Source organism: Methylobacterium sp. Leaf117 (assembly GCF_001422985.1).
In the GTDB taxonomy this organism is placed as follows: domain Bacteria; phylum Pseudomonadota; class Alphaproteobacteria; order Rhizobiales; family Beijerinckiaceae; genus Methylobacterium.
In genome coordinates, this window is the sequence record NZ_LMNL01000001.1 from 103,331 (window position 1) to 122,230 (window position 18,900).

Sequence of the window (18,900 nt, forward strand, 5' to 3'; positions counted from 1 at the left end):
TTGGCTGCAGGCACGCGCGCCCAGCCATGCACGGTGCCGGATCGGCGGCACGGGCCTGGGGGCGCTAGCGGCGTGGATTGTCGTTGATCCTGGCACTTACACGCAGCCCGTCGCCATTGGAAGGGCGCACGTTGAAGGTGAAGCGCCGTTGCGGCTCAGAAGCCGAGGTAGAGAACCGACACCGCGCGGTCGATGGAGAGATAAAACACCCCGAAGGCCACGATTGCGGCGGCGGCGAATTCAAGAGCGGCATTCGAGAGGGTCTGGCTGCGGCGCAGCATCTCGCGGCCGAAATACAAGCCGATCCAGGCGAGCGTCATCACCACCGGCAGGGCGAACAGGAACGACCAGGTGCTCTCGACCCGGTCGAGGCCGGTCGACGGATCGATCAGCGCCCGGATGTTGCGGACCCAGGGGGCGTAGCAGGCGGAGTAGAGGGCGGTCATCCACGCGAGGCCGACGGCCACGCCGAGATGGAACGTGAAGAGGCGATGCAGGCGCGAGAAGTCGTCGCGCGCGTCGTCGAACGTCATGTGGAAATCCCCGTCCAGAACCGGATGCGATCACGCCACGATCCTCGACGGACGTCGTTAGCGCGTCGTTAACGGCGCGGAAATGCCCCAAAATGCCGGGTTTTTTATGACGAGGCGGGAACCATTCTGTGATTCCCGCCTCGGGTGGTTTTGGCTTAAGATGCAATTCAATCATGCAGACGTCGCAAGGGCCGGGCGGAGTCCGCCCGGCCGCCGTCAGTCCGCGATGGTGACCAGCGTTTCGGGCTTTCCGGCCTTCATCAGGGCGACGAAGCGCTCGAACATGTAGTGGCTGTCGCGCGGGCCCGGCGAGGCCTCCGGGTGGTGCTGCACCGAGAAGGCCGGTCGGTCGGTGAGCGTAAGACCGCAATTCGAGCCGTCGAAGAGCGAGACGTGGGTCTCCAGCGCCGTCTCGGGCAGGCTCGCCGGATCCACCGCGAAGCCGTGGTTCATCGACACGATCTCGACCTTTCCGGTGGTCTTGTCCTTTACCGGATGGTTCGCGCCGTGGTGGCCCTGCGCCATCTTCACGGTGCGCCCGCCCAACGCCAGGCCCATGAGTTGGTGCCCGAGGCAGATGCCGAAGGTCGGCACCTTTTCCTCAAGCAGTGCCCGGATCACCGGAACCGCGTATTCGCCGGTGGCGGCCGGATCACCGGGGCCATTCGACAGGAACACGCCGTCGGGCTTCATCGCCATGATCTCGGCGGCGGTGGTGGTGGCGGGCACCACGGTCACGTCGCAGCCGGCTTCGGCCAGAAGCCGGAGGATGTTGCGCTTCACGCCGTAATCGATGGCGACGACCTTGAGGCCTGTGCCCGGCTTGCGATCACCGTAACCGGCCTTCACGTCCCAGATGGTCTGGGACCATTCCGAACGCTCCCGGCTGGTCACCGGCGGCACGAGGTCGAGGCCTTCCATCGGGGCGAGGGCGGCTGCCCGCGCCTTCAGGGCCTCGCGGTCGAAGCGACCGTCCGGATCGTTGGCGATGATCGCGTTCGGCATGCCGTGGTCGCGGATCAGTGCGGTGAGCGCCCGCGTGTCGACACCGGTGATGCCGACGATGCCGCGGGCCTTCAGCCAAGCGTCGAGATGGCTCGACGAGCGCCAGTTCGACGGGTTGGTCACGGCCGACGCGATCACGGTGCCCCGCACCCCGGAGGCCGGTGCCGCGTCGAGGCTCTCGAGATCCTCGTCGTTGGTGCCGGTGTTGCCGATATGCGGGAAGGTGAAGGTGACGATCTGGCCCGCGTAGGACGGGTCGGTCAGAATCTCCTGATAGCCCGTCATCGCGGTGTTGAAGCAGACTTCACCATCGGCGATTCCGGTCTGGCCGATGCCAAATCCCTCCAGCACGGTGCCGTCGGCCAGGACCAGGAGGGCGGTGGCGAGGGGTTCGGCCCAGGGAGCGGGGGGCGCGGGCACGGCAGGCGTATGGACGCCTTCATCTTGCAGCATCGGCGTGATCTCGCTTATGTCCGGCCGATCCCGGCGCCGTAGAGCGGCACATGCGGGCGGCTTGTCGTGCGGCGCTCATAGCGAGCGTGCCGCGTTAGGGTCAATGTGGCCCTCGCGTCGGCGCGTCTCAAGAACCCCGGTTCGCGCAGCAATTCGCAGACCACGCCGTCGATTCGCTACCCTGGGTTCATTTTTCAGGAGTCACACGATGCTGCGCGCCCGTCTCACCACCGAGATGAAGGAAGCCATGAAGGCCGGCGACAAGGCGAAGCTCGCCACCGTCCGGATGATGCAGGCCGCCCTCAAGGATAAGGACATCGAGGCGCGCGGCCTCGGCAAGGAGCCGGCTTCCGAGGAGGAGATCCTCGCGCTCCTGCAGAAAATGATCAAGCAGCGCAACGAATCGGCCGCGGTCTACGATCAGGGCGGCCGGCCGGAACTCGCCGAGAACGAGCGCAACGAGGTCGCGATCATCCAGGGCTTCCTGCCGCAGCAGATGGACGAGGCCGAGACCCGCGCGGCCATCGACAAGGCGGTGTCCGAGACCGGCGCTGCCGGTCCGAAAGACATGGGCAAGGTCATTGCCGCCCTGAAGGGCGCCTATGCGGGCCGCATGGATTTCGGCAAGGCCAGCGGACTCGTGAAGGATGCGCTGAACGCCAAGGCTTAAGGCCGGTCGCCCAACGCCGTTTCCGGGCGTTGGGGACTCCTTAAGCCGGGGCTGCTAAGATGCACAGTCGCAGAGGTTCGGTTCCTGCCGTGCGTTACCCGCCCCACATCCTCGAAGAGATCCGTGCGCGCCTGCCCGCATCCGACATCGTGGGGCGGCGCGTCCGGCTGAAGAAGGCCGGTCGCGAGTGGCGCGGCCTGTCGCCGTTCAATGCCGAGAAGTCGCCATCCTTCTACGTCAACGACCAGAAGCAGTTCTACCACTGCTTCTCTTCGGGCAAGCACGGCGACGTCTTCACCTTCCTGATGGAGACGGAGGGCCTGAGCTTTCCCGAGGCGGTCGAGCGTCTGGCGGCGGAGGCGGGCGTGTCCCTGCCGGCGCCCAGCGCCGATGCCCGAGAGCAGGAGACCAAGCGCGCCGGAGCGCTCGACGTCATGGAGATGGCGGCCGCCTTCTTCGAGGAGCAGCTGGCGGGCCGCGCCGGCATCGAGGCGCGCGCCTATCTCGATCGGCGCCAGCTCGGGCCGGAAATCCGGTCGCGCTTCCGCCTCGGCTACGCGCCCGGCGACCGTTATGCCCTGCGCGACTTCCTCGCCGCGAAGGGCGTGGACAAGGATCTGATGGCCGAGGTCGGTTTGCTGAGTTCGGGCGACGACATCAAGGTTCCGTTCGACAAGTTCCGCGACCGGGTGATGTTCCCGATCACCGATTCACGTGGACGCGTCATCGCCTTCGGCGGCCGGGCGCTGCAGAAGGATGCCAAGGCGAAGTACATGAATTCGCCGGAGACGCCGCTCTTCCACAAGGGGCAGCTGCTCTACAACCTGCACAATGCCCGCAAGCCGGCGCATGACCGGGGCGTGATCATCGCCGTCGAGGGCTACGTCGACGTCATCGCGATGACCATGGCGGGTCATCCCAATGCCGTGGCGGGCCTCGGCACGGCTCTGACCGAGGAGCAGATCGGTCTGCTGTGGCGGAATGCCGATGAGCCGATCCTGTGCTTCGACGGTGACGGAGCCGGTCAGCGCGCCGCTTTCAAGGCCCTCGACGTGGCCCTACCGGGACTCACGCCGGGCAAGTCCCTGCGCTTCGCCATGCTGCCCGAGGGCCAGGACCCGGACGATCTCCTGCGCTCCGAGGGCAAGGGGGCGATCGATCGGGTCCTGGAGGGGGCGCGCCCCCTGGTCGAGATGCTGTGGTCGCGCGCCACGGACGGGGCGCCCCTCGACACCCCGGAGCGCCGAGCCGGCTTGGCCAAATCGGTGCGCGAGATGGTTGCCTCGATTCGCGACGAGACCGTGCGCGGGTTCTATCGCGACGAGATCGAGGGCCGGCTTCGGGCCTTGTCGCCCCAGGCGAGCCAGGGACGGCGCGGGCCCTGGGAACCGCGCACCGCGTCCGCGCGCCCCGCCTTCCAGCGGACGCCGCGACCCGGGGACCCGCCGCCCTCGCCGCGAATCACCACCAAGTTCAACCCGCTCTTTGCCGGGGAGACCAGCGCTTCGGGGCCGGTCGCGTACCGGGATCGCGAGGCGATGATCGTGTCCAGCCTTCTGGTCCACCCGGAACTGCTCGGGATCGAGGCGGAGGATCTGGCAGAACTCGAACTCGGCGACCCGGACGCGCAGGCGCTACGATCTCTCTTGCTCGACAGCCATGCGGATGCGGATCAGCCCGGCGTCGAGGTGCTGGAGAGCCGCTTGAAGCGGGCCGGACTGATCGAAGCCGCCGCCCGCCTGGCCAGCCATGTTCGCCCCGGAGACCGATGGACCCTTGACGCGCATGCCGATCCTGTGCGTCTCGAAGACGCATTGCGTCAGGCCGTGATCTTGCACCGCAAGGCTGGCGCGCTAAATAGCGAACTCCGCCTCGCGGAACGGGCGCTGGTCGAGGACGAGACGGAGGCGAACTTCGCTTGGCTGTGCGACGTGAAGGCCCGTATGGCAGTCATCGCGGGTGCGGAGGCGGATGAAGTGGTGCCGGACGCGGATGAGGCGTCCGCATCCTGATCATCCGTCGCGAACGAATTCGGCCGCTCTTGGCGGCTATGGTTAACAATCGGTCAAGCGTCTCGCTTGCATACCGGGATCTGACATCGACGCGGCTGTCACTTCGACGGTCCGCACATCACATGCATTGCAGCGTCGATGACGCGGAGTGGGCGACACGCTCCCGCGCGACACTGACACGACAACCATAGGCGGACCATGGCGACGAAGGCAACGGAACGGGACGAAACGGATGCTGCTCCGGAGCAACAGACCGACGGGCCGCTTCTCGATCTGACGGATGCCTCCGTCAAGCGGATGGTGAAGCTCGCCAAGAAGCGCGGCTACATCACCTACGAGGAGATCAACGAGGTTCTGCCCGACGGCCAGTCCGATCCCGACCAGATCGAGGACGTGCTGTCCCAGCTGTCCGAGATGGGCATCAACGTCGTCGAGGCGGAAGAGACCGAGGAGACGACGGAGACCAAGGCCAGCGGCGAATCCGAGGACGAGGACGGCGCCGAGGGAACCGAGGTCGCCGAGATCGCGCCGACGAAGCCCGTCGCCCTGCGCGCCGAGACCACCAAGGAGCCGACCGACCGCACGGATGATCCCGTGCGGATGTACCTGCGCGAGATGGGTTCGGTCGAACTCCTGTCCCGCGAGGGCGAGATCGCCATCGCCAAGCGCATCGAGGCCGGTCGCGAGGCGATGATTGCCGGGCTCTGCGAGAGCCCGCTGACCTTCCAGGCCATCATCATCTGGCGCGACGAACTCGTCGACGGCCGGGTGCTCCTGCGCGAGATCATCGATCTCGAAGCCACCTATGCGGGACCCGACGCGAAGAACGCGATGGCGATCGCCGACGGCGCCGAGGAGACCGAAGAGGGCGAATCCGATACTCCGACGCCGCCCGAGGGCGACGATGACGACGACATGGAGAACAACGTCTCCCTCGCCGCCATGGAGACCGAGATCAAGCCGCGCGTCCTCGAGACGTTCGACAACATCGCCAACAACTACCGCAAGCTGCGCAAGCTGCAGAACGAGCATGCCGAGCTCAAGGCCTCGGGCGGCACCCGCACCGATTCGCAGGAGCGCAAGCAGGACGAGCTGAAGGACGCCGTCGTCACCGACGTGAAGTCGCTCTCCCTCAATGCCAACCGCATCGAGGCCCTCGTCGAGCAGCTCTACGACATCAACAAGCGCCTCATCTCGCATGAGGGCCGGCTGATGCGCTACGCCGAGAGCCACGGCGTCGCCCGCGACGAGTTCCTGCGCCACTACCAGGGCTGGGAGCTCGATCCGAACTGGATGGAGCGCGTCGGCAGCCTCGGCGGCCGCGGCTGGAAGAATCTCGTCGAGAAGGGCTCGGGCGAGGTCGCCCGCCTGCGCGAGCAGATTCTGACCCTCGCCTCCGAGACGGGCCTGGAGATCGGCGAGTACCGCAAGATCGTCAACATGGTCCAGAAGGGCGAGCGCGAAGCCCGGCAGGCCAAGAAGGAGATGATCGAGGCGAACCTGCGCCTCGTGATCTCGATCGCCAAGAAGTACACCAACCGCGGCCTGCAGTTCCTGGACCTGATCCAGGAGGGCAATATCGGCCTGATGAAGGCGGTCGATAAGTTCGAGTATCGCCGCGGCTACAAGTTCTCCACCTACGCCACCTGGTGGATTCGTCAGGCGATCACCCGCTCGATCGCCGATCAGGCCCGCACCATCCGCATACCGGTGCACATGATCGAGACGATCAACAAGATCGTCCGCACCTCGCGCCAGATGCTGCACGAGATCGGCCGCGAGCCGACGCCGGAGGAATTGGCCGAGAAGCTGGCCATGCCGCTGGAAAAGGTCCGCAAGGTCCTCAAGATCGCCAAGGAGCCGATCTCCCTGGAAACGCCCATCGGCGACGAGGAGGACAGCCACCTCGGCGACTTCATCGAGGACAAGAACGTCGTCCTGCCCATCGACGCGGCGATTCAGAGCAATCTTCGTGAGACGACGACACGTGTCCTCGCCTCGCTGACCCCGCGCGAAGAACGCGTGCTGCGCATGCGCTTCGGCATCGGCATGAACACCGATCACACCCTCGAAGAGGTCGGCCAGCAGTTCTCGGTGACCCGCGAGCGCATTCGTCAGATCGAGGCGAAGGCTCTGCGTAAGCTCAAGCACCCGAGCCGTTCGCGCAAGCTCCGCAGCTTCCTCGACAACTAGCGCCTCAAACCACCCGCTAGACCGTGTGCTGACGATCAATCATGGGAGGGCCGGCGCTTCGGGGCGCCGGCCTTTTTCATGGGCGGACCTTCGGCCTTGCCCATCACATCTGCGCTGGTCCCGCCCGTCAGCTGTACGGTTGAAGGTGCCGGGTCCGCGCGATACTCACAAAAGGCGTCGGCGGCCGTTGCCGGATGCCGCCACTCAACCCACCTTGGCCATATGCTCGATCGAGGCCCGCCCCAGCCTTCTCCCACCGCCGAAGCCGACGGCTCGGAGGCGGCCGACGTTCCCTTCGGCGCCCTCCAGCAATGCGTGGCCCTGCGAGACTGGCTGCTGAGCGAGGGGGCTCGGATGCCGAAGGCGGAGGACCTGCTGTCGGGTCTTGCCGAGCGCCTGATCCGCCTCGACGTGCCGGTGGACCGCGCCACCACCGCCATCGACGCGCTGCATTCCGAATATTCCGGCGTCGGCCGCTTCTGGACCCGCGAGACCGGTTCCACCGTCCGGCTGTTCCCGCACGGGGAAGCGTCCGACAAGGCCTATCGCGAGAGCCCGTTCCACCGGGTGCACGAGACCGGCGAATGGCTGATCCTCGACCTCGCCGAGACGCCGGACGACGCCTACGCGGTGATCCCGGACCTGAAGGCCGAGGGCTACCGGCACTACATCGTGGCGCCGCTGTTCTTCACCAACGGCACCCGCAACGGCATCTCCTTCGCCACCCGGTCCCCGGACGGGTTCCGCGACGAGGACGTGGCGATCATGCGCTTCGTCATGCCGACGCTCGCCGCCGTGATGGAGATGCGCAGCGTCAACAAGCAGCTCGACCACGTGCTGCGGATCTATGTCGGCGACGAGCCGCACAAAGCCATCCTCGGCGGCTCGATCCGTCGCGGCCATGTCCAGCGCATCCGCTCGGCGATCCTGTTCGCCGATATGCGCGACTACACCCGGATTTCGGCCGACATGACGCCGGAGGAAGCGGTCGACCTGCTGAACATCTTCTTCGACTGTCTTGTGCCCGCCATCGAGCGCGAGGGCGGAGAGGTCCTGAAATATCTTGGCGACGGCCTGCTGGCGATTTTTCGCGAGCCGGGAGACGATCTTGGGGGCGCGGCCAAGGGCGCACTCACCGCCTCGCAGAGCGCCATGGCGGCGCTCGCCGAAGCCAATTCACTCGGTCACTTCGCCAACCCGGTCGCGGCCGGCATCGCCCTCCATCACGGTGAGGCCGCCTACGGCAATGTCGGCTCGGGCGCCCGCCTCGACTTCACCGTCATCGGTCGCGACGTGAACCTTGCGAGCCGCGTCGCCCGCCTGAATCGGACGCTCGGTGAGCCGATCCTGATGACGAAGCCGTTCGTCGATTTCCTCTGGGACATGCCGGAACCCCTCGGCGAACATGCCCTCGACGGGTTCGCCGAGCCGATGGGCGTCTATCGTCCGACGCGCCCTCCGGTGGCCTGAGGCCACCCCGCGAGCCGTCCTCTCGGCCAAGCCCTGCTGTTGGCCAAGCCTTGCTGTTGGCGAGTCGTGGCTGTGGCCAGTCGTGGCCCTTCCCGAGTGTTGGCATCGGCCATGACGGGGATTGACCCCGGCGGGCGGACGGCCCACATCAGGAGCGTTCCAGGGAGATCCCCGGCAAGGGGCTGAGAAACCGATGGCCGTCCGTTCGCGGATGGCGGCGCGGAAATCCTTCGAACCTGACCCGGTTCATACCGGCGTAGGGATTGGACCGCGGGTTTCTCATCAAGCCCGGCACGCTTCACAGCCTGAAGCTGCAGCCCCACCAATCTCGACGCCCGTGGCGGAGATTGCGTTGGACGTGACCTCGAAGGCTTTCCTTAACCTGCGACGGACGCATGGTGCTGCGCCGCCCGTCGCCGTCCCTCCGGCGCGCAGCGACGTCGTCGTGGTCGGCGGGGGCCTGATCGGCCTCTCGGCCGCCTGGCGCCTGGCGCAGGGCGGTCGGTCCGTCACCGTCCTGGAGCGTGACACCATCGGCGCCGGAGCGAGCCTGGCCGCCACCGGCATGCTCGCCCCTGCCGCAGAGCACGAGCCCGGCTCCGATCCGCTGCTGCCGCTCGCCCTCGAAAGCCTGTCGCGCTGGCCGGGATTTCGCGACGATCTTCAGGCCGCGTCCGGTCTCGATATCGATTACCGGCAGGAGGGCACCCTGGTGCTCGCCCTCGGCCGCGACGAGGTCGAGCGCCTGCGCTTCCGCCACGATCTCCAGAAACGCTCGGGCCTCGATGCGCGCTGGCTCACCGGCCCGGACGTCCGCGCCCGCGAGCCGCGCTTGCGGCCGGCCGTCACCGCCGGTCTGTTCTGTCCGCACGATCATCAGGTCGATCCGGCTCGGGTGATGGCGGCCCTGGTGCAGGCCTGCCTTGGGGCCGGCGTCACCCTCGTGGAGGGCTGCCCGGTCGCGGCGCTCGACTGGAGCGCCAGCCGGGTCACGGGCGTGCGCCATGCCCACGGACTCACCCTCGCGGACACCATCGTGCTCGCGACCGGTGCCTGGAGCGGCGAGACCGGTCTGCTGCCTGATTCGCTCGCCCTGCCGGTCCGACCCCTGCGCGGCCAATCCCTGGCCCTGCGGACCACAGCCCGCACCGGAACCCTCGCCCATATGGTCTGGACCGAGCAGGTCCACATGGCGCCGAAGAGCGACGGTCACCTCATCGTCGGAGCGACGGTGGAGGATTGCGGCTTTGTCGCCGGTGTCACCGCCGGTGGCCTCTTTGCCCTGTTGGAGGGCGCCCGCCGCGTGCTGCCGGGTATCGAGGAGATGGCGGTCGAGGCGGTGTGGAGCGGATTCCGCCCGACTTCCGACGACGACGCCCCGATCATCGACGCGCTGGCGCCCGGCCTCGTCGTCGCCACCGGCCATCATCGCAACGGCTACCTGTTGGCTCCGGCCACCGCCGACGCGGTGGCGGCCCTGGTCGCCGACGGGACGCTTCCGGCTTACGCACGCGACTTCGGGCTCGCCCGCTTCGCGAAGCCTGAACCCGCGAGGGCCTTCGCGTGAGGCTCACCGTCAACGGACAGGCCCGCGACAGCGCCGCCGCCGATCTCGACGCCCTGTTCCGGGAGGAGGCCGAGGAAACCGGCCTCGACAGCCCGCAGGGCATCGCCATCGCGCTCAACGGCGCGGTGGTCCGGCGGCGCGATTGGGCCGCGACCCGGCTCGCCGAGGGCGACCGCGTCGAGATCGTCCGTGCCATGCAGGGAGGCTGAGGAATGACTGAACCCGCGAACGACACCGATGCGCTGGTGATCGGCGGCGTGAGCCTGGGCTCGCGCCTGTTTATCGGCACGGCCGGCTACCCGACCCAGAGCATCCTCTTCGAGGCGGTGGCGGCCTCCGGCGCCGAAGTGGTCACGGCCTCGATCCGCCGCGTCTCGCTGCAGGGACACGGATCGGACACCCTGCGCCGGCTGAAGGGGCACCGGTTCCTGCCCAATACGGCCGGCTGCGAGACGGCGCGAGACGCGATCATGACCGCTGAACTCGCCCGCGAGGCGCTCGACACCACCTGGATCAAGGTCGAGGTCATCGGTGACCGCGAAACGCTGTATCCCGACGTCGCCGAATTGTTGGAGGCCTGCCGCCACCTGGTCGATGACGGGTTCACGGTGCTGCCCTATTGCAACGACGATCCGGTGGTGTGCCAGCGTCTCGCCGATCTCGGCTGCGCTGCCGTGATGCCGATGGGCTCACTGATCGGTTCGGGCATGGGGGTGGCCAATCCCGCCAACCTGGAACTCATCTGCCGCCGCTCCCCCGTGCCGGTGATCGTCGATGCGGGCATCGGCACGGCCTCCGACGCCGTGATCGCCATGGAACTCGGGGCTGCGGGTTGCCTCCTCAACACCGCCGTGGCCAAGGCGGACGATCCCGTCCGCATGGCCCGCGCCATGCGCAGCGCCGTCCAGGCCGGCCGCGACGCGCATCTGGCCGGCCGCATTCCGAGGCGCGGCCGGGCCGAACCGTCCAGCCCGCAGCTCGGCCTCGTCGGCTCATGAGCCGGTTCGGTTTGGGCGAGCCGTCCACCCGTTGCGGGCGTCGGCCGGCATGAGATCGCTGCCGGCATCGCTGCTGGCGGTAACGGAGCGTTCTTCCGTGGCGCCACCGGACCTCGCCGCCCGCCAACTCCTGGGCACGCTCGAAGGCCTGATGCGGGGTGGTGTGCGCTGGGTCTGGTTCCGGGAGCGGGACTTGGCCCCGGACGAGCGTCGCGCACTGGCCCGCGACGTCGTCGACCTCGTCGGAGCCCGGGGCGGGTTCGTTTCGATCGGGGGTGATCCCGCCCTGGCGCGGGATCTCGGAGCCGAGGGCGTTCACCTGCCCGGCGGGGCAACCCCAGTCGATGTGGCGTCGGCACGCGAGCGTCTTCCGCACGGCTGCCTCGGAGTGTCGGCCCACAGCCTCGCCGAGGTCGAGGCTGCGGCGCGGGCAGGCGCCGATTATGTCACCCTGAGTCCGATCTTCGCGACCGCGAGTAAACCGGGCTACGGTCCGGCCCTCGGGCCGCAGGCGCTGGCGGCGGCGGGGGCGTTCGGCATCCCGGTGATCGCGCTCGGAGGCATGACCCCCGACCGCGTCGGACTCTGCCGCGAGGCCGGGGCCGCCGGCATCGCGGTGATGGGCGGGCTGATGCGCAGCCCCGATCCCGAGGCGGAGGCGCGGGCCTACGGCGCGTCGCTCGATGTGCGATCCGGCCGCGGCGGATCGGGGAGAGGTTGAGCGATGTGGGGTCCCAACCGTTTCCTCGACCTGGTGCCGGTGCAGCATCCGATCATCCAGGCGCCGATGATCGGGCCGAAGCCGGCGCTCGCAGCCAGCGTCAGCGCGGCGGGCGGGCTGGGCTCCCTGGCCTGCGCGGCGATGACACCTGACCTCGTGCGGACCGAAGTCGCGGCGCTGCGCGCGCGCTCCGAGCGGCCGTTCAATCTCAACTTCTTCTGCCACGCGCCGGAGGCGCCGGACGTCGCGCGCGAGGCGGCCTGGCGCAGCCGGCTCGAACCCTACTACGCGGAGTTCGGGCTCGACCCGGCCGCACCCATCGCCATGGCGCAACGCGCGCCCTTCGATGCGGCCATGCTGGCCGTCGTGGCGGATCTCAGGCCGCCGGTCGTCAGCTTCCATTTCGGCTTGCCGGAGCCGAGCCTCCTGTCACCCCTGCGGGCGCTCGGCTGCCGCATCCTCGCGTCGGCGACGACCGTGCGCGAGGCGCGCCGGCTCGCCGAGCGTGGAGTCGACGCCATCATCGCCCAGGGAGCCGAGGCGGGCGGCCATCGCGGCACGTTCCTCGGCGGTGATCCCGCGACGCAGGTCGGCACGATGGCGCTGGTGCCCCAGGTGGTCGATGCGGTCGCGGTCCCGGTCATCGCCGCCGGCGGGATCGCCGATGCGCGCGGGATCGCGGCGGCCTTCATGCTCGGCGCCTCGGCCGTCCAATTGGGGACCGCCTATCTCCTCACCCCGGAGGCGGGATTGTCCGCTCCCCATCGCGACGCATTGCGCCGGGCGCGGGACGAGGACACCACGATCACCAACGTGCTGACAGGCAAGCCGGCGCGGGGCGTGATCAACCGTGCGATCCGTGAACTCGGGCCGCTTCGCGCGGACGCTCCCGTCTTCCCCGCAGCCGCCATCGGTTTGCAGCCCCTGCGGATCGAGGCCGAACGGCGCGGGTCGGGCGACTTCTCGCCGCTCTGGGCCGGTCAGGCCGCGCCGCTCGCCCGCGACATCGACGCCGGACGCCTGACTGTCGAGCTGGCAGAGCAGACGCTTCGACGCCTGCGGCCGGGCTAGGGCGAGAAGCCTCGGAAGGCATGCACGCGACCCGCCGCGCTCGAGCGTCTTCCGATCGCCCCGACCTGCGATAATCGGCCGAATGTTTCGCCCGATCCTTGTCGATTTCCCGCCTGAGTTGCACAAGCCTCTTGCGCCTCCGGCCGGGCGCGATGCGACAGGTGTGACGATGCGATTGCAACAGGCTCCTCTGAGTTGGTCCTGGATCGTCCGATCGCTTCTGCTTCGGCCGGGTGCCTGTGGGGTCCTCCTCCTTCTGATGGTCGCCGGAGATGGTGTTGGCCTGATCTTCCCCATCGTCACGCAGCGCATCGTCGATGCGATCGTTTCGGGCCGGGCCGAGACGAATCTGCTCTGGCTTTCGCTTCTCGCCGTCCTGGCGATTGCCGGCGAACTCGCCATCGCATCACGGCGGAAGAAGAGCTTGACCCAACTTGGACTTTTTCTGGTCAAGCGGATCGCCCGGCGCGTGTTCACCCATCTGCTGAGGGTGCGGATTGATGGGCCAGCCTTTAGGACCGGCGACATCCTCAATAGTTTTGGTCATTTGTCTAAAATCAGGGAATTTACGCTCTACCAGGCGCCCCAATCCATTGTCGGACTAGGTTCTGGTCTCGTCGCACTCGCGCTTGCCCTGTATTATGATCGTGTCGTCGGCATTGCCTTGATGCTTTATATTCCGGTCATTATATATTTTACCTCTATCAATTTCAGGCGATGGCACTCTTCGTCGGACGCATACTATGCCGCATCGGGACGTCGGACCAGCTTGGTTTCTGAAACCGTGCATGGCCTCCCGACGGTCAAGTCGCTGGCCCTCGAAGCCGCACAGATGCAGCGTTGGCAAATCATCGAGAGAAACATCTCCGTCCAGTTCCAGGCTGTCGAGGAGAACGCCCGTCGCACGGTTCTGCGGATGAACGCACTCTCCCAGAGCATGACACTGATCGTCATAGGTCTCGGGTGCTGGCGTCTCTACGGCGGCTTCATCTCGGTTGGGGAGCTGATGGCGCTCCTGGTCCTTTCGAGCCGATTCACCGAGCCGCTCTTCGTTGCGGCCGATCTCATTCGTGGGTTCCAAGAGACCAATGTTGCGGTCACGCGTCTCCGCGAGTTCCTGGCCATGCCGCGTGAGGAGGCCGATCGGAAACCGCCACTGCGCCGGATGGAGTCGGGCCGCGTGGTTCTGGAAGAGCTGTCGATGACCTATCCGGGAGCGCTGCGTCCCGCCCTGGACACCGTGAACGTCACGATGCCGCCGCGTGGCGTCGTGGCGATCGTAGGTCGGAACGGTTCCGGAAAGTCGACACTCCTGAAGATCCTTCTCGGGCTCCGAAGGGACTATATGGGGCTCGTCACCATCGGGGGGGCGAACGTGAAAGATTACGATCCCCGGTGGCTGCGCGGGCAAATCGGAACCGTCGATCAGGAGACCTTCCTGTTCTCAGGAACGGTGCGCGACAACATCTCCGCGGGCCTTGCGCGGGACGACACGGTGTTGCGTGCAGCGCTGGACTTCGCCGGAGCCACGGACTTTGTGGAGGCGTTGCCCAACGGGTGGGATACCGAACTCGGCGAGAACGGCCGCAGCCTGTCGGGCGGCCAGCGCCAGCGTCTCTCGATCGCCCGTGCGGTGATTCGTGATCCGGCCCTGGTGCTCCTCGACGAACCGAGCGCCTTCCTGGATCCCGAGGCCGCTCTGGCCCTGGAGCAGAAGTTGGCCGGATGGGGACGGGACCGCCTGCTGATCCTCGTCACCCACCATCTCGCCGCGGCCCGGCAGGCTGACCAGATTCTCGTCCTGGACGCCGGTCGCCTCGTGGGCAGCGGACGCCACGACGATCTGATCGAGCGGGTTCCGGTCTACGCCTCGCTGTGGAGCGATTACGTCCGATCCCTGGAAAACGGGCCAGGCGACCGCTCGGCCGATGCCGTCGATCGTGCCGCTGATCCCCGTCCCTATTTTCCCGTAGACGGCCCGTAGGGCGGCCGCGGGATCGCCCGGTGGGCCGCGCGCAGGGCCGCGGACCAACGCTCGCGCAGGTCGTGGAAGTAGCTTTCGCCGGCCTCGATCCGGTGGTTCACCTCGAGGTCGAGGGCGTTGCGGCGGGCGAGCGCGATGTCGATGGGCAGGCCGACGCCGAGATTCGAGCGCATGGTCGAGTCCATTGAGACCAGCCCGACCTTGAGAGCGTCGTAGAGATCGGTCTCGTATTTCACCGCGCGGTCGAGGATGGGCTTGCCGTATTTGTGCTCGCCGATCTGCAGGAAGGGCGCATCGCCGCTGCATTCGATGAAGTTGCCGGCCGAATAGATCAGGTAGAGCTTCATCGGATCGGTGCCGATCTGGCCGCCGAACAGCAGCGAGACCGAGAAACGCAGGTTCGCCGCCTCGAAGCCGGCTTTCTCGATCTCCCGCACCCGGCGGATGGCGCGGCCGACGAGCTGGGCCGCCTGGAACATGGTCGGCGCCTCGACGAGCTTCATCGTCGGCTCGCCGGCATCGCCCTCGACGCCCTCGGACAGGAGGCTGAGAACCGATTGGGTAATCGAGAGATTGCCGGCGGAGGCCAGCATCATCACGCGCTCGCCCGGCACGTTGAAGTGGTGAAGCTTGCGATAGGTCGAGATGTCGTCGAGCCCGGCATTGGTCCGGGTGTCGGCGATCATCACAAGGCCCTCTTCCACGAGGACGCCGACACAATAGGTCATGATGCGATCTTTCCCGCGCGGCCGCCTGGAATCAGGACTGGACGCTGGCCTGTGCTTGCTCGACGCGGAGGGTCACGTCGAGGGTCTCTGTCCCGCCACCGAGGCGGCTGCCGCGGATCGGGGCCGCGCCGAGATAGTCGAGGGCGACCGCCACGCGGATATGGGCCTCCGTGGTGGCGATGCCGTGGGCCGCATCGAAGCCGATCCAGCCCAGGCCCGGCACCAGGGACTCGGCCCAGGCATGGCCGGAGCCCTGATCCGCGTCGTCGTCGGCGTGGTGGAAGTAGCCCGACACGTAGCGCGTCGGAATTTCGAGGTGCCGCGCCGCAGCGATGAACAGGTGGGTGAGGTCCTGGCAGACGCCCTTCTCCTGGCTGAAGGCCTGCGCCGCGTTGGTGCTGGCGCTGGCCGGACCCGGCACGAACGCGACCCGCTCGTGAACGGCGGCGAGCAGGCGATGCAGGCAGGGCAGGGGCGCCGGATCGCCGGCGGCCGCGATCTCGCGCGCGAAGTCCTGGATCGCGTCGTTGGCCAGGGCGAGATCGGAATCGCGCAGGTAGAACACGTCCGGCAGCCGCTCGATGGTGCCGCGCACGATGCCGTGCATCTCAAGGGTATCGACTTCGCCCGTCACCCGGATCGACAGGGCCTCGGCCGGCTCGTCCGCCGTGAACCAGTGCACCACGTTGCCGAAGCCGTCCTCGCGCTCGCTGACCCGGCCATCGACGGAGGGCTCGATGCGCCAGCGCCGCACGTACTGCCCGTCATGGTCGCGCGGGCGCAGGCGCAGGACCTGGATCAGGCCGCGAGCCGGCTGCTCGTAGGTGTAGTTGGTCTCGTGAAAGACGCGGATTCGCATGCAACGACCTTTGCGCGGCGTCGGGTTCGAGCCGGCCCTATACCAGATATTGCTCGATCACCGCGGCGCCGAGACGATTGTTCTCGACGATGAACTCCGTCACGAACTCATGGAGGCCCGACGAGAAGATGCGGTTGATGTTCTCGCCTTCGAGACGCGCCAGCGTGTTGCTGGCCAGGCGCTGGCTCGCGCCGCGCCGGCCATAGGCATCGGCGATGAGATCGAGATGCTCCACCAGCATGCCGTAGCAATTGGTGAAGGAGCGCGGCATCTGCCGGTTGAGAATCAGCAGGTCGGCCACCAGCAGGGGCTTCACGCTCTCCCGGTAGACCCAGTGATAGGCGTTGAAGGCCGAGACCTCGCGCAGGATCGTGGTCCACTGGAAGTAGTCGAGGCTGCCGCCGATCTTCTCCGTGGCGGGGAGCAGGATGCGGTACTTCACGTCGAGGATGCGGGCGGTGTTGTCGGCCCGCTCGATCGCGGTGCCGAGGCGCGTGAACCAATACGCGTCGTTGCGCAGCATGGTGCGGTAGGCCGAGCCGTCGAAGGCGAGCGAGACGCCCTTCACCCAGTCGAGAAAGCGGGTGAACTCGTCGCGATTGAGCTCGCGCCCCTCGTAGTTGCGCAACTCGAGCCAGGCCCCGTTGATCGCGTCCCACATCTCGGTGGTCAGCGCGGTACGCACGCTGCGGGCGTTCTCGCGCGCGGTCTCGATGCAGGAGCGGATCGAGGATGGGTTGTGCGGGCTGAACGCCAGGAAATCGCACACGGTGGCTTCCGTGACGCTGTCGTAGAGCGGCTTGAACACCTCCGGGTCGCCCGCCGACGCCAGGGCCGAGGCCCACTCGTTGGTCTCGCCGCCGCCATAGCTGGACGGCAGGGCGGCGAGGCGCAGAGCCGCATCGAGGATGCGGGCCACGAACTCCGCCCGCTCGGCGTAGCGCGAGAGCCAGTACAGGTTGTCGGCGGTCCGGGACAGCATGGGGTTCCATCGGGACGTCGGCCGGCGTCGGATCACGCAGGCCGCAGGGCGGGGAGGACTATGCGGGTGGGGGCACCGCGTTGAAAAGGCGTCCGACGCGAAACGTCGTGTCGGACGCCCGTCGATGTCTCAGGCGTCGAGGACCCAGGTGTCCTTGGTGCCGCCGCCCTGGCTCGAATTGACCACCAGCGAGCCCTCCTTGAGCGCGACCCGGGTGAGGCCGCCGGGCACGATGCGGATCTCGTCCGAGCCGCACAGGACGAACGGGCGCAGATCCACGTGCCGGGGCGCCACGCCGGAGGCGACGAAGGTCGGGCAGGTGGAGAGCGCCAGGGTCGGCTGGGCGATGAAGCCGTCCGGCGCGTGTTTCAGCTTGCGCCCGAACTCCTCGATCTCGCGCTTGGTGGCGTGCGGCCCGACCAGCATGCCGTAGCCGCCCGACCCGTTGACCTCCTTCACGACGAGTTCGGAAAGGTTGTCCATCACGTACGCGAAGGCCTCCTTCTCGCGGCAGCGATAGGTCGGCACGTTGTGCAGGATCGGCTCCTCGCCGGTGAAGAACTTCACGATCTCCGGCATGTAGCTGTAGACCGCCTTGTCGTCGGCGATGCCGGTGCCGACCGCGTTGGCCAGCGTCACGGTCCCGCGCTCGTAAGCGTTCATGATGCCCGGAACGCCGAGGACGGAATCCGGGCGGAACACCAGCGGGTCGAGGAAGTCGTCGTCGAGGCGGCGATAGAGCACGTCGACCCGGCGCGGACCTTCCGTGGTGCGCATGTAGACGACATCGTCCTTGGTGAAGAGGTCGGAGGCCTCGACGAGGTCGACGCCGAGTTTGTCGGCGAGGAACGAGTGTTCGTAGAAGGCCGAGTTGTAGCGGCCGGGTGTGAGCAGGGCGACGGTGGGATCGCGGGTCGCCGTCGACGGCGCCAGACTTCGCAGGGTCGCCAGCAGGGCGTCGGGATAGTTCTCGACCGGGGCGACCCGGTGGCGGGAGAACAGCTCGGGGAACAGCCGCAGCATCACCTCGCGGTTCTCCAGCATGTAGGACACGCCGGACGGGGTCCGGGCATTGTCCTCCAGCACGAAGAAGTCGTTCTCGCCGGTACGGACGATGTCGATGCCGGCGATGTGGACGTAGAGGTCGTGCGGCACCCGGAAGGCGCGCATCTCCATGCGGTAATGTGGATTGCGGTAGACGAGGTCGGCCGGGATCACGCCGGCCTTGATGCATTCCTGGGCGCCGTAGATGTCCTTCAGGAAGGCGTTGATCGCGGTGACGCGCTGCTTCAGCCCGCGCTCGAGAAAGCTCCATTCCGGCTTGGTGATCACCCGCGGGATGATGTCGAACGGGATCAGGCGCTCGGTGGATTCGTTCGCCCCGTAGACCGCGAAGGTAATGCCGATGCGCCGGAACAGCATCTCGGCTTGGCTGCGGCGCGTGTTGAAATGCTCGGGCGGCGTGGTGTCGAGCCAGTGTTTCAGGCTGTCGTAGGCTTCGCGCACGGCGGGGTTGCTCAGCGCCCCGTCGGGCAGCCCGGTCATCTCGTCGAATGCAGCGAGCGCCATTCGCGTCTCCCCCTTGAACACCGTCTAGCTAGGCAAGACACGCGCCAGCGATCGGACATCGGCCCCGAAGGTACCGCCCTGGCGT

Annotated in this window: 16 protein-coding genes and 1 riboswitch; of the genes, 10 read left to right on the forward strand and 6 right to left on the reverse strand. The window is 67.5% G+C overall.

Annotation, left to right across the window (positions count from 1 at the left end):
• Nucleotides 1-155 precede the first annotated feature (155 nt).
• Together ASF57_RS00455 and carA are read right to left on the reverse strand one after the other, a co-directional pair.
• A complete protein-coding gene (locus ASF57_RS00455; protein ID WP_056189936.1) occupies nucleotides 156-533 on the reverse strand; it encodes a hypothetical protein in 378 nt (125 codons plus the stop codon).
• A gap of 216 nt (nucleotides 534-749) precedes the next feature.
• Nucleotides 750-1,991: a glutamine-hydrolyzing carbamoyl-phosphate synthase small subunit gene (gene carA / locus ASF57_RS00460; protein WP_056478845.1), complete on the reverse strand. Its 1,242-nt coding sequence runs from the start codon at nucleotides 1,989-1,991 to the stop codon at nucleotides 750-752.
• A 208-nt stretch (nucleotides 1,992-2,199) separates the two neighbouring features.
• On the opposite strand from carA, the gene ASF57_RS00465 reads away from it, so the two are divergent.
• From ASF57_RS00465 to ASF57_RS24260, 10 genes are all read left to right on the forward strand, one after another.
• Nucleotides 2,200-2,661 (forward strand): GatB/YqeY domain-containing protein, encoded by a 462-nt coding sequence (locus tag ASF57_RS00465; RefSeq protein WP_056478848.1) that lies wholly within the window; start codon nucleotides 2,200-2,202, stop codon nucleotides 2,659-2,661.
• A gap of 89 nt (nucleotides 2,662-2,750) precedes the next feature.
• Entirely contained in the window at nucleotides 2,751-4,673 is a 1,923-nt protein-coding gene (gene dnaG, locus ASF57_RS00470) for a DNA primase (protein WP_056478851.1), read from the forward strand.
• 198 nt (nucleotides 4,674-4,871) lie between these two features.
• Nucleotides 4,872-6,866 (forward strand): RNA polymerase sigma factor RpoD, encoded by a 1,995-nt coding sequence (rpoD, locus tag ASF57_RS00475; protein ID WP_056189947.1) that lies wholly within the window; start codon nucleotides 4,872-4,874, stop codon nucleotides 6,864-6,866.
• A gap of 222 nt (nucleotides 6,867-7,088) precedes the next feature.
• Nucleotides 7,089-8,336: an adenylate/guanylate cyclase domain-containing protein gene (locus ASF57_RS00480; protein ID WP_056189950.1), complete on the forward strand. Its 1,248-nt coding sequence runs from the start codon at nucleotides 7,089-7,091 to the stop codon at nucleotides 8,334-8,336.
• Nucleotides 8,337-8,488: 152 nt separating this feature from the next.
• Nucleotides 8,489-8,617: riboswitch (TPP riboswitch) on the forward strand.
• 101 nt (nucleotides 8,618-8,718) lie between these two features.
• Nucleotides 8,719-9,903, forward strand: coding sequence for a glycine oxidase ThiO (gene thiO / locus ASF57_RS00485; protein ID WP_056480082.1), 1,185 nt, complete (start codon nucleotides 8,719-8,721; stop codon nucleotides 9,901-9,903).
• Nucleotides 9,900-10,112: a sulfur carrier protein ThiS gene (gene thiS, locus ASF57_RS00490; RefSeq protein WP_056189952.1), complete on the forward strand. Its 213-nt coding sequence runs from the start codon at nucleotides 9,900-9,902 to the stop codon at nucleotides 10,110-10,112. Before thiO ends, thiS begins: the two co-directional genes overlap by 4 nt.
• 3 nt (nucleotides 10,113-10,115) lie before the next feature.
• Nucleotides 10,116-10,901, forward strand: a complete 786-nt coding sequence (locus ASF57_RS00495; protein ID WP_056189954.1) for a thiazole synthase — start codon at nucleotides 10,116-10,118, stop codon at nucleotides 10,899-10,901.
• Nucleotides 10,902-10,998: 97 nt separating this feature from the next.
• The gene (locus ASF57_RS00500) at nucleotides 10,999-11,622 is read left to right on the forward strand and encodes a thiamine phosphate synthase (RefSeq protein WP_244476752.1); all 624 of its coding nucleotides are present in this window, start codon (nucleotides 10,999-11,001) and stop codon (nucleotides 11,620-11,622) included.
• Between the two features lie 3 nt (nucleotides 11,623-11,625).
• Complete coding sequence (locus ASF57_RS00505) at nucleotides 11,626-12,693, forward strand: nitronate monooxygenase (protein WP_056478854.1); 1,068 nt, start codon at nucleotides 11,626-11,628, stop codon at nucleotides 12,691-12,693.
• An 82-nt stretch (nucleotides 12,694-12,775) separates the two neighbouring features.
• A complete protein-coding gene (locus ASF57_RS24260; protein WP_082503602.1) occupies nucleotides 12,776-14,677 on the forward strand; it encodes an ATP-binding cassette domain-containing protein in 1,902 nt (633 codons plus the stop codon).
• Here the strand turns inward: ASF57_RS24260 and ASF57_RS00515 are convergent.
• From ASF57_RS00515 to ASF57_RS00530, 4 genes are all read right to left on the reverse strand, one after another.
• Nucleotides 14,653-15,405 carry a hypothetical protein gene (locus ASF57_RS00515; protein WP_056478861.1) on the reverse strand — a complete coding sequence of 251 codons (753 nt, stop codon included), beginning with the start codon at nucleotides 15,403-15,405 and terminating at the stop codon, nucleotides 14,653-14,655. The genes ASF57_RS24260 and ASF57_RS00515 overlap by 25 nt on opposite strands.
• A 31-nt stretch (nucleotides 15,406-15,436) precedes the next feature.
• Nucleotides 15,437-16,264 carry a transglutaminase family protein gene (locus tag ASF57_RS00520; protein ID WP_056189966.1) on the reverse strand — a complete coding sequence of 276 codons (828 nt, stop codon included), beginning with the start codon at nucleotides 16,262-16,264 and terminating at the stop codon, nucleotides 15,437-15,439.
• A 37-nt stretch (nucleotides 16,265-16,301) separates the two neighbouring features.
• A complete protein-coding gene (locus tag ASF57_RS00525) occupies nucleotides 16,302-17,246 on the reverse strand; it encodes an alpha-E domain-containing protein (protein WP_056189969.1) in 945 nt (314 codons plus the stop codon).
• A 129-nt stretch (nucleotides 17,247-17,375) separates the two neighbouring features.
• The gene (locus ASF57_RS00530) at nucleotides 17,376-18,815 is read right to left on the reverse strand and encodes a circularly permuted type 2 ATP-grasp protein (protein ID WP_056189972.1); all 1,440 of its coding nucleotides are present in this window, start codon (nucleotides 18,813-18,815) and stop codon (nucleotides 17,376-17,378) included.
• Between the last annotated feature and the right edge of the window lie 85 nt (nucleotides 18,816-18,900).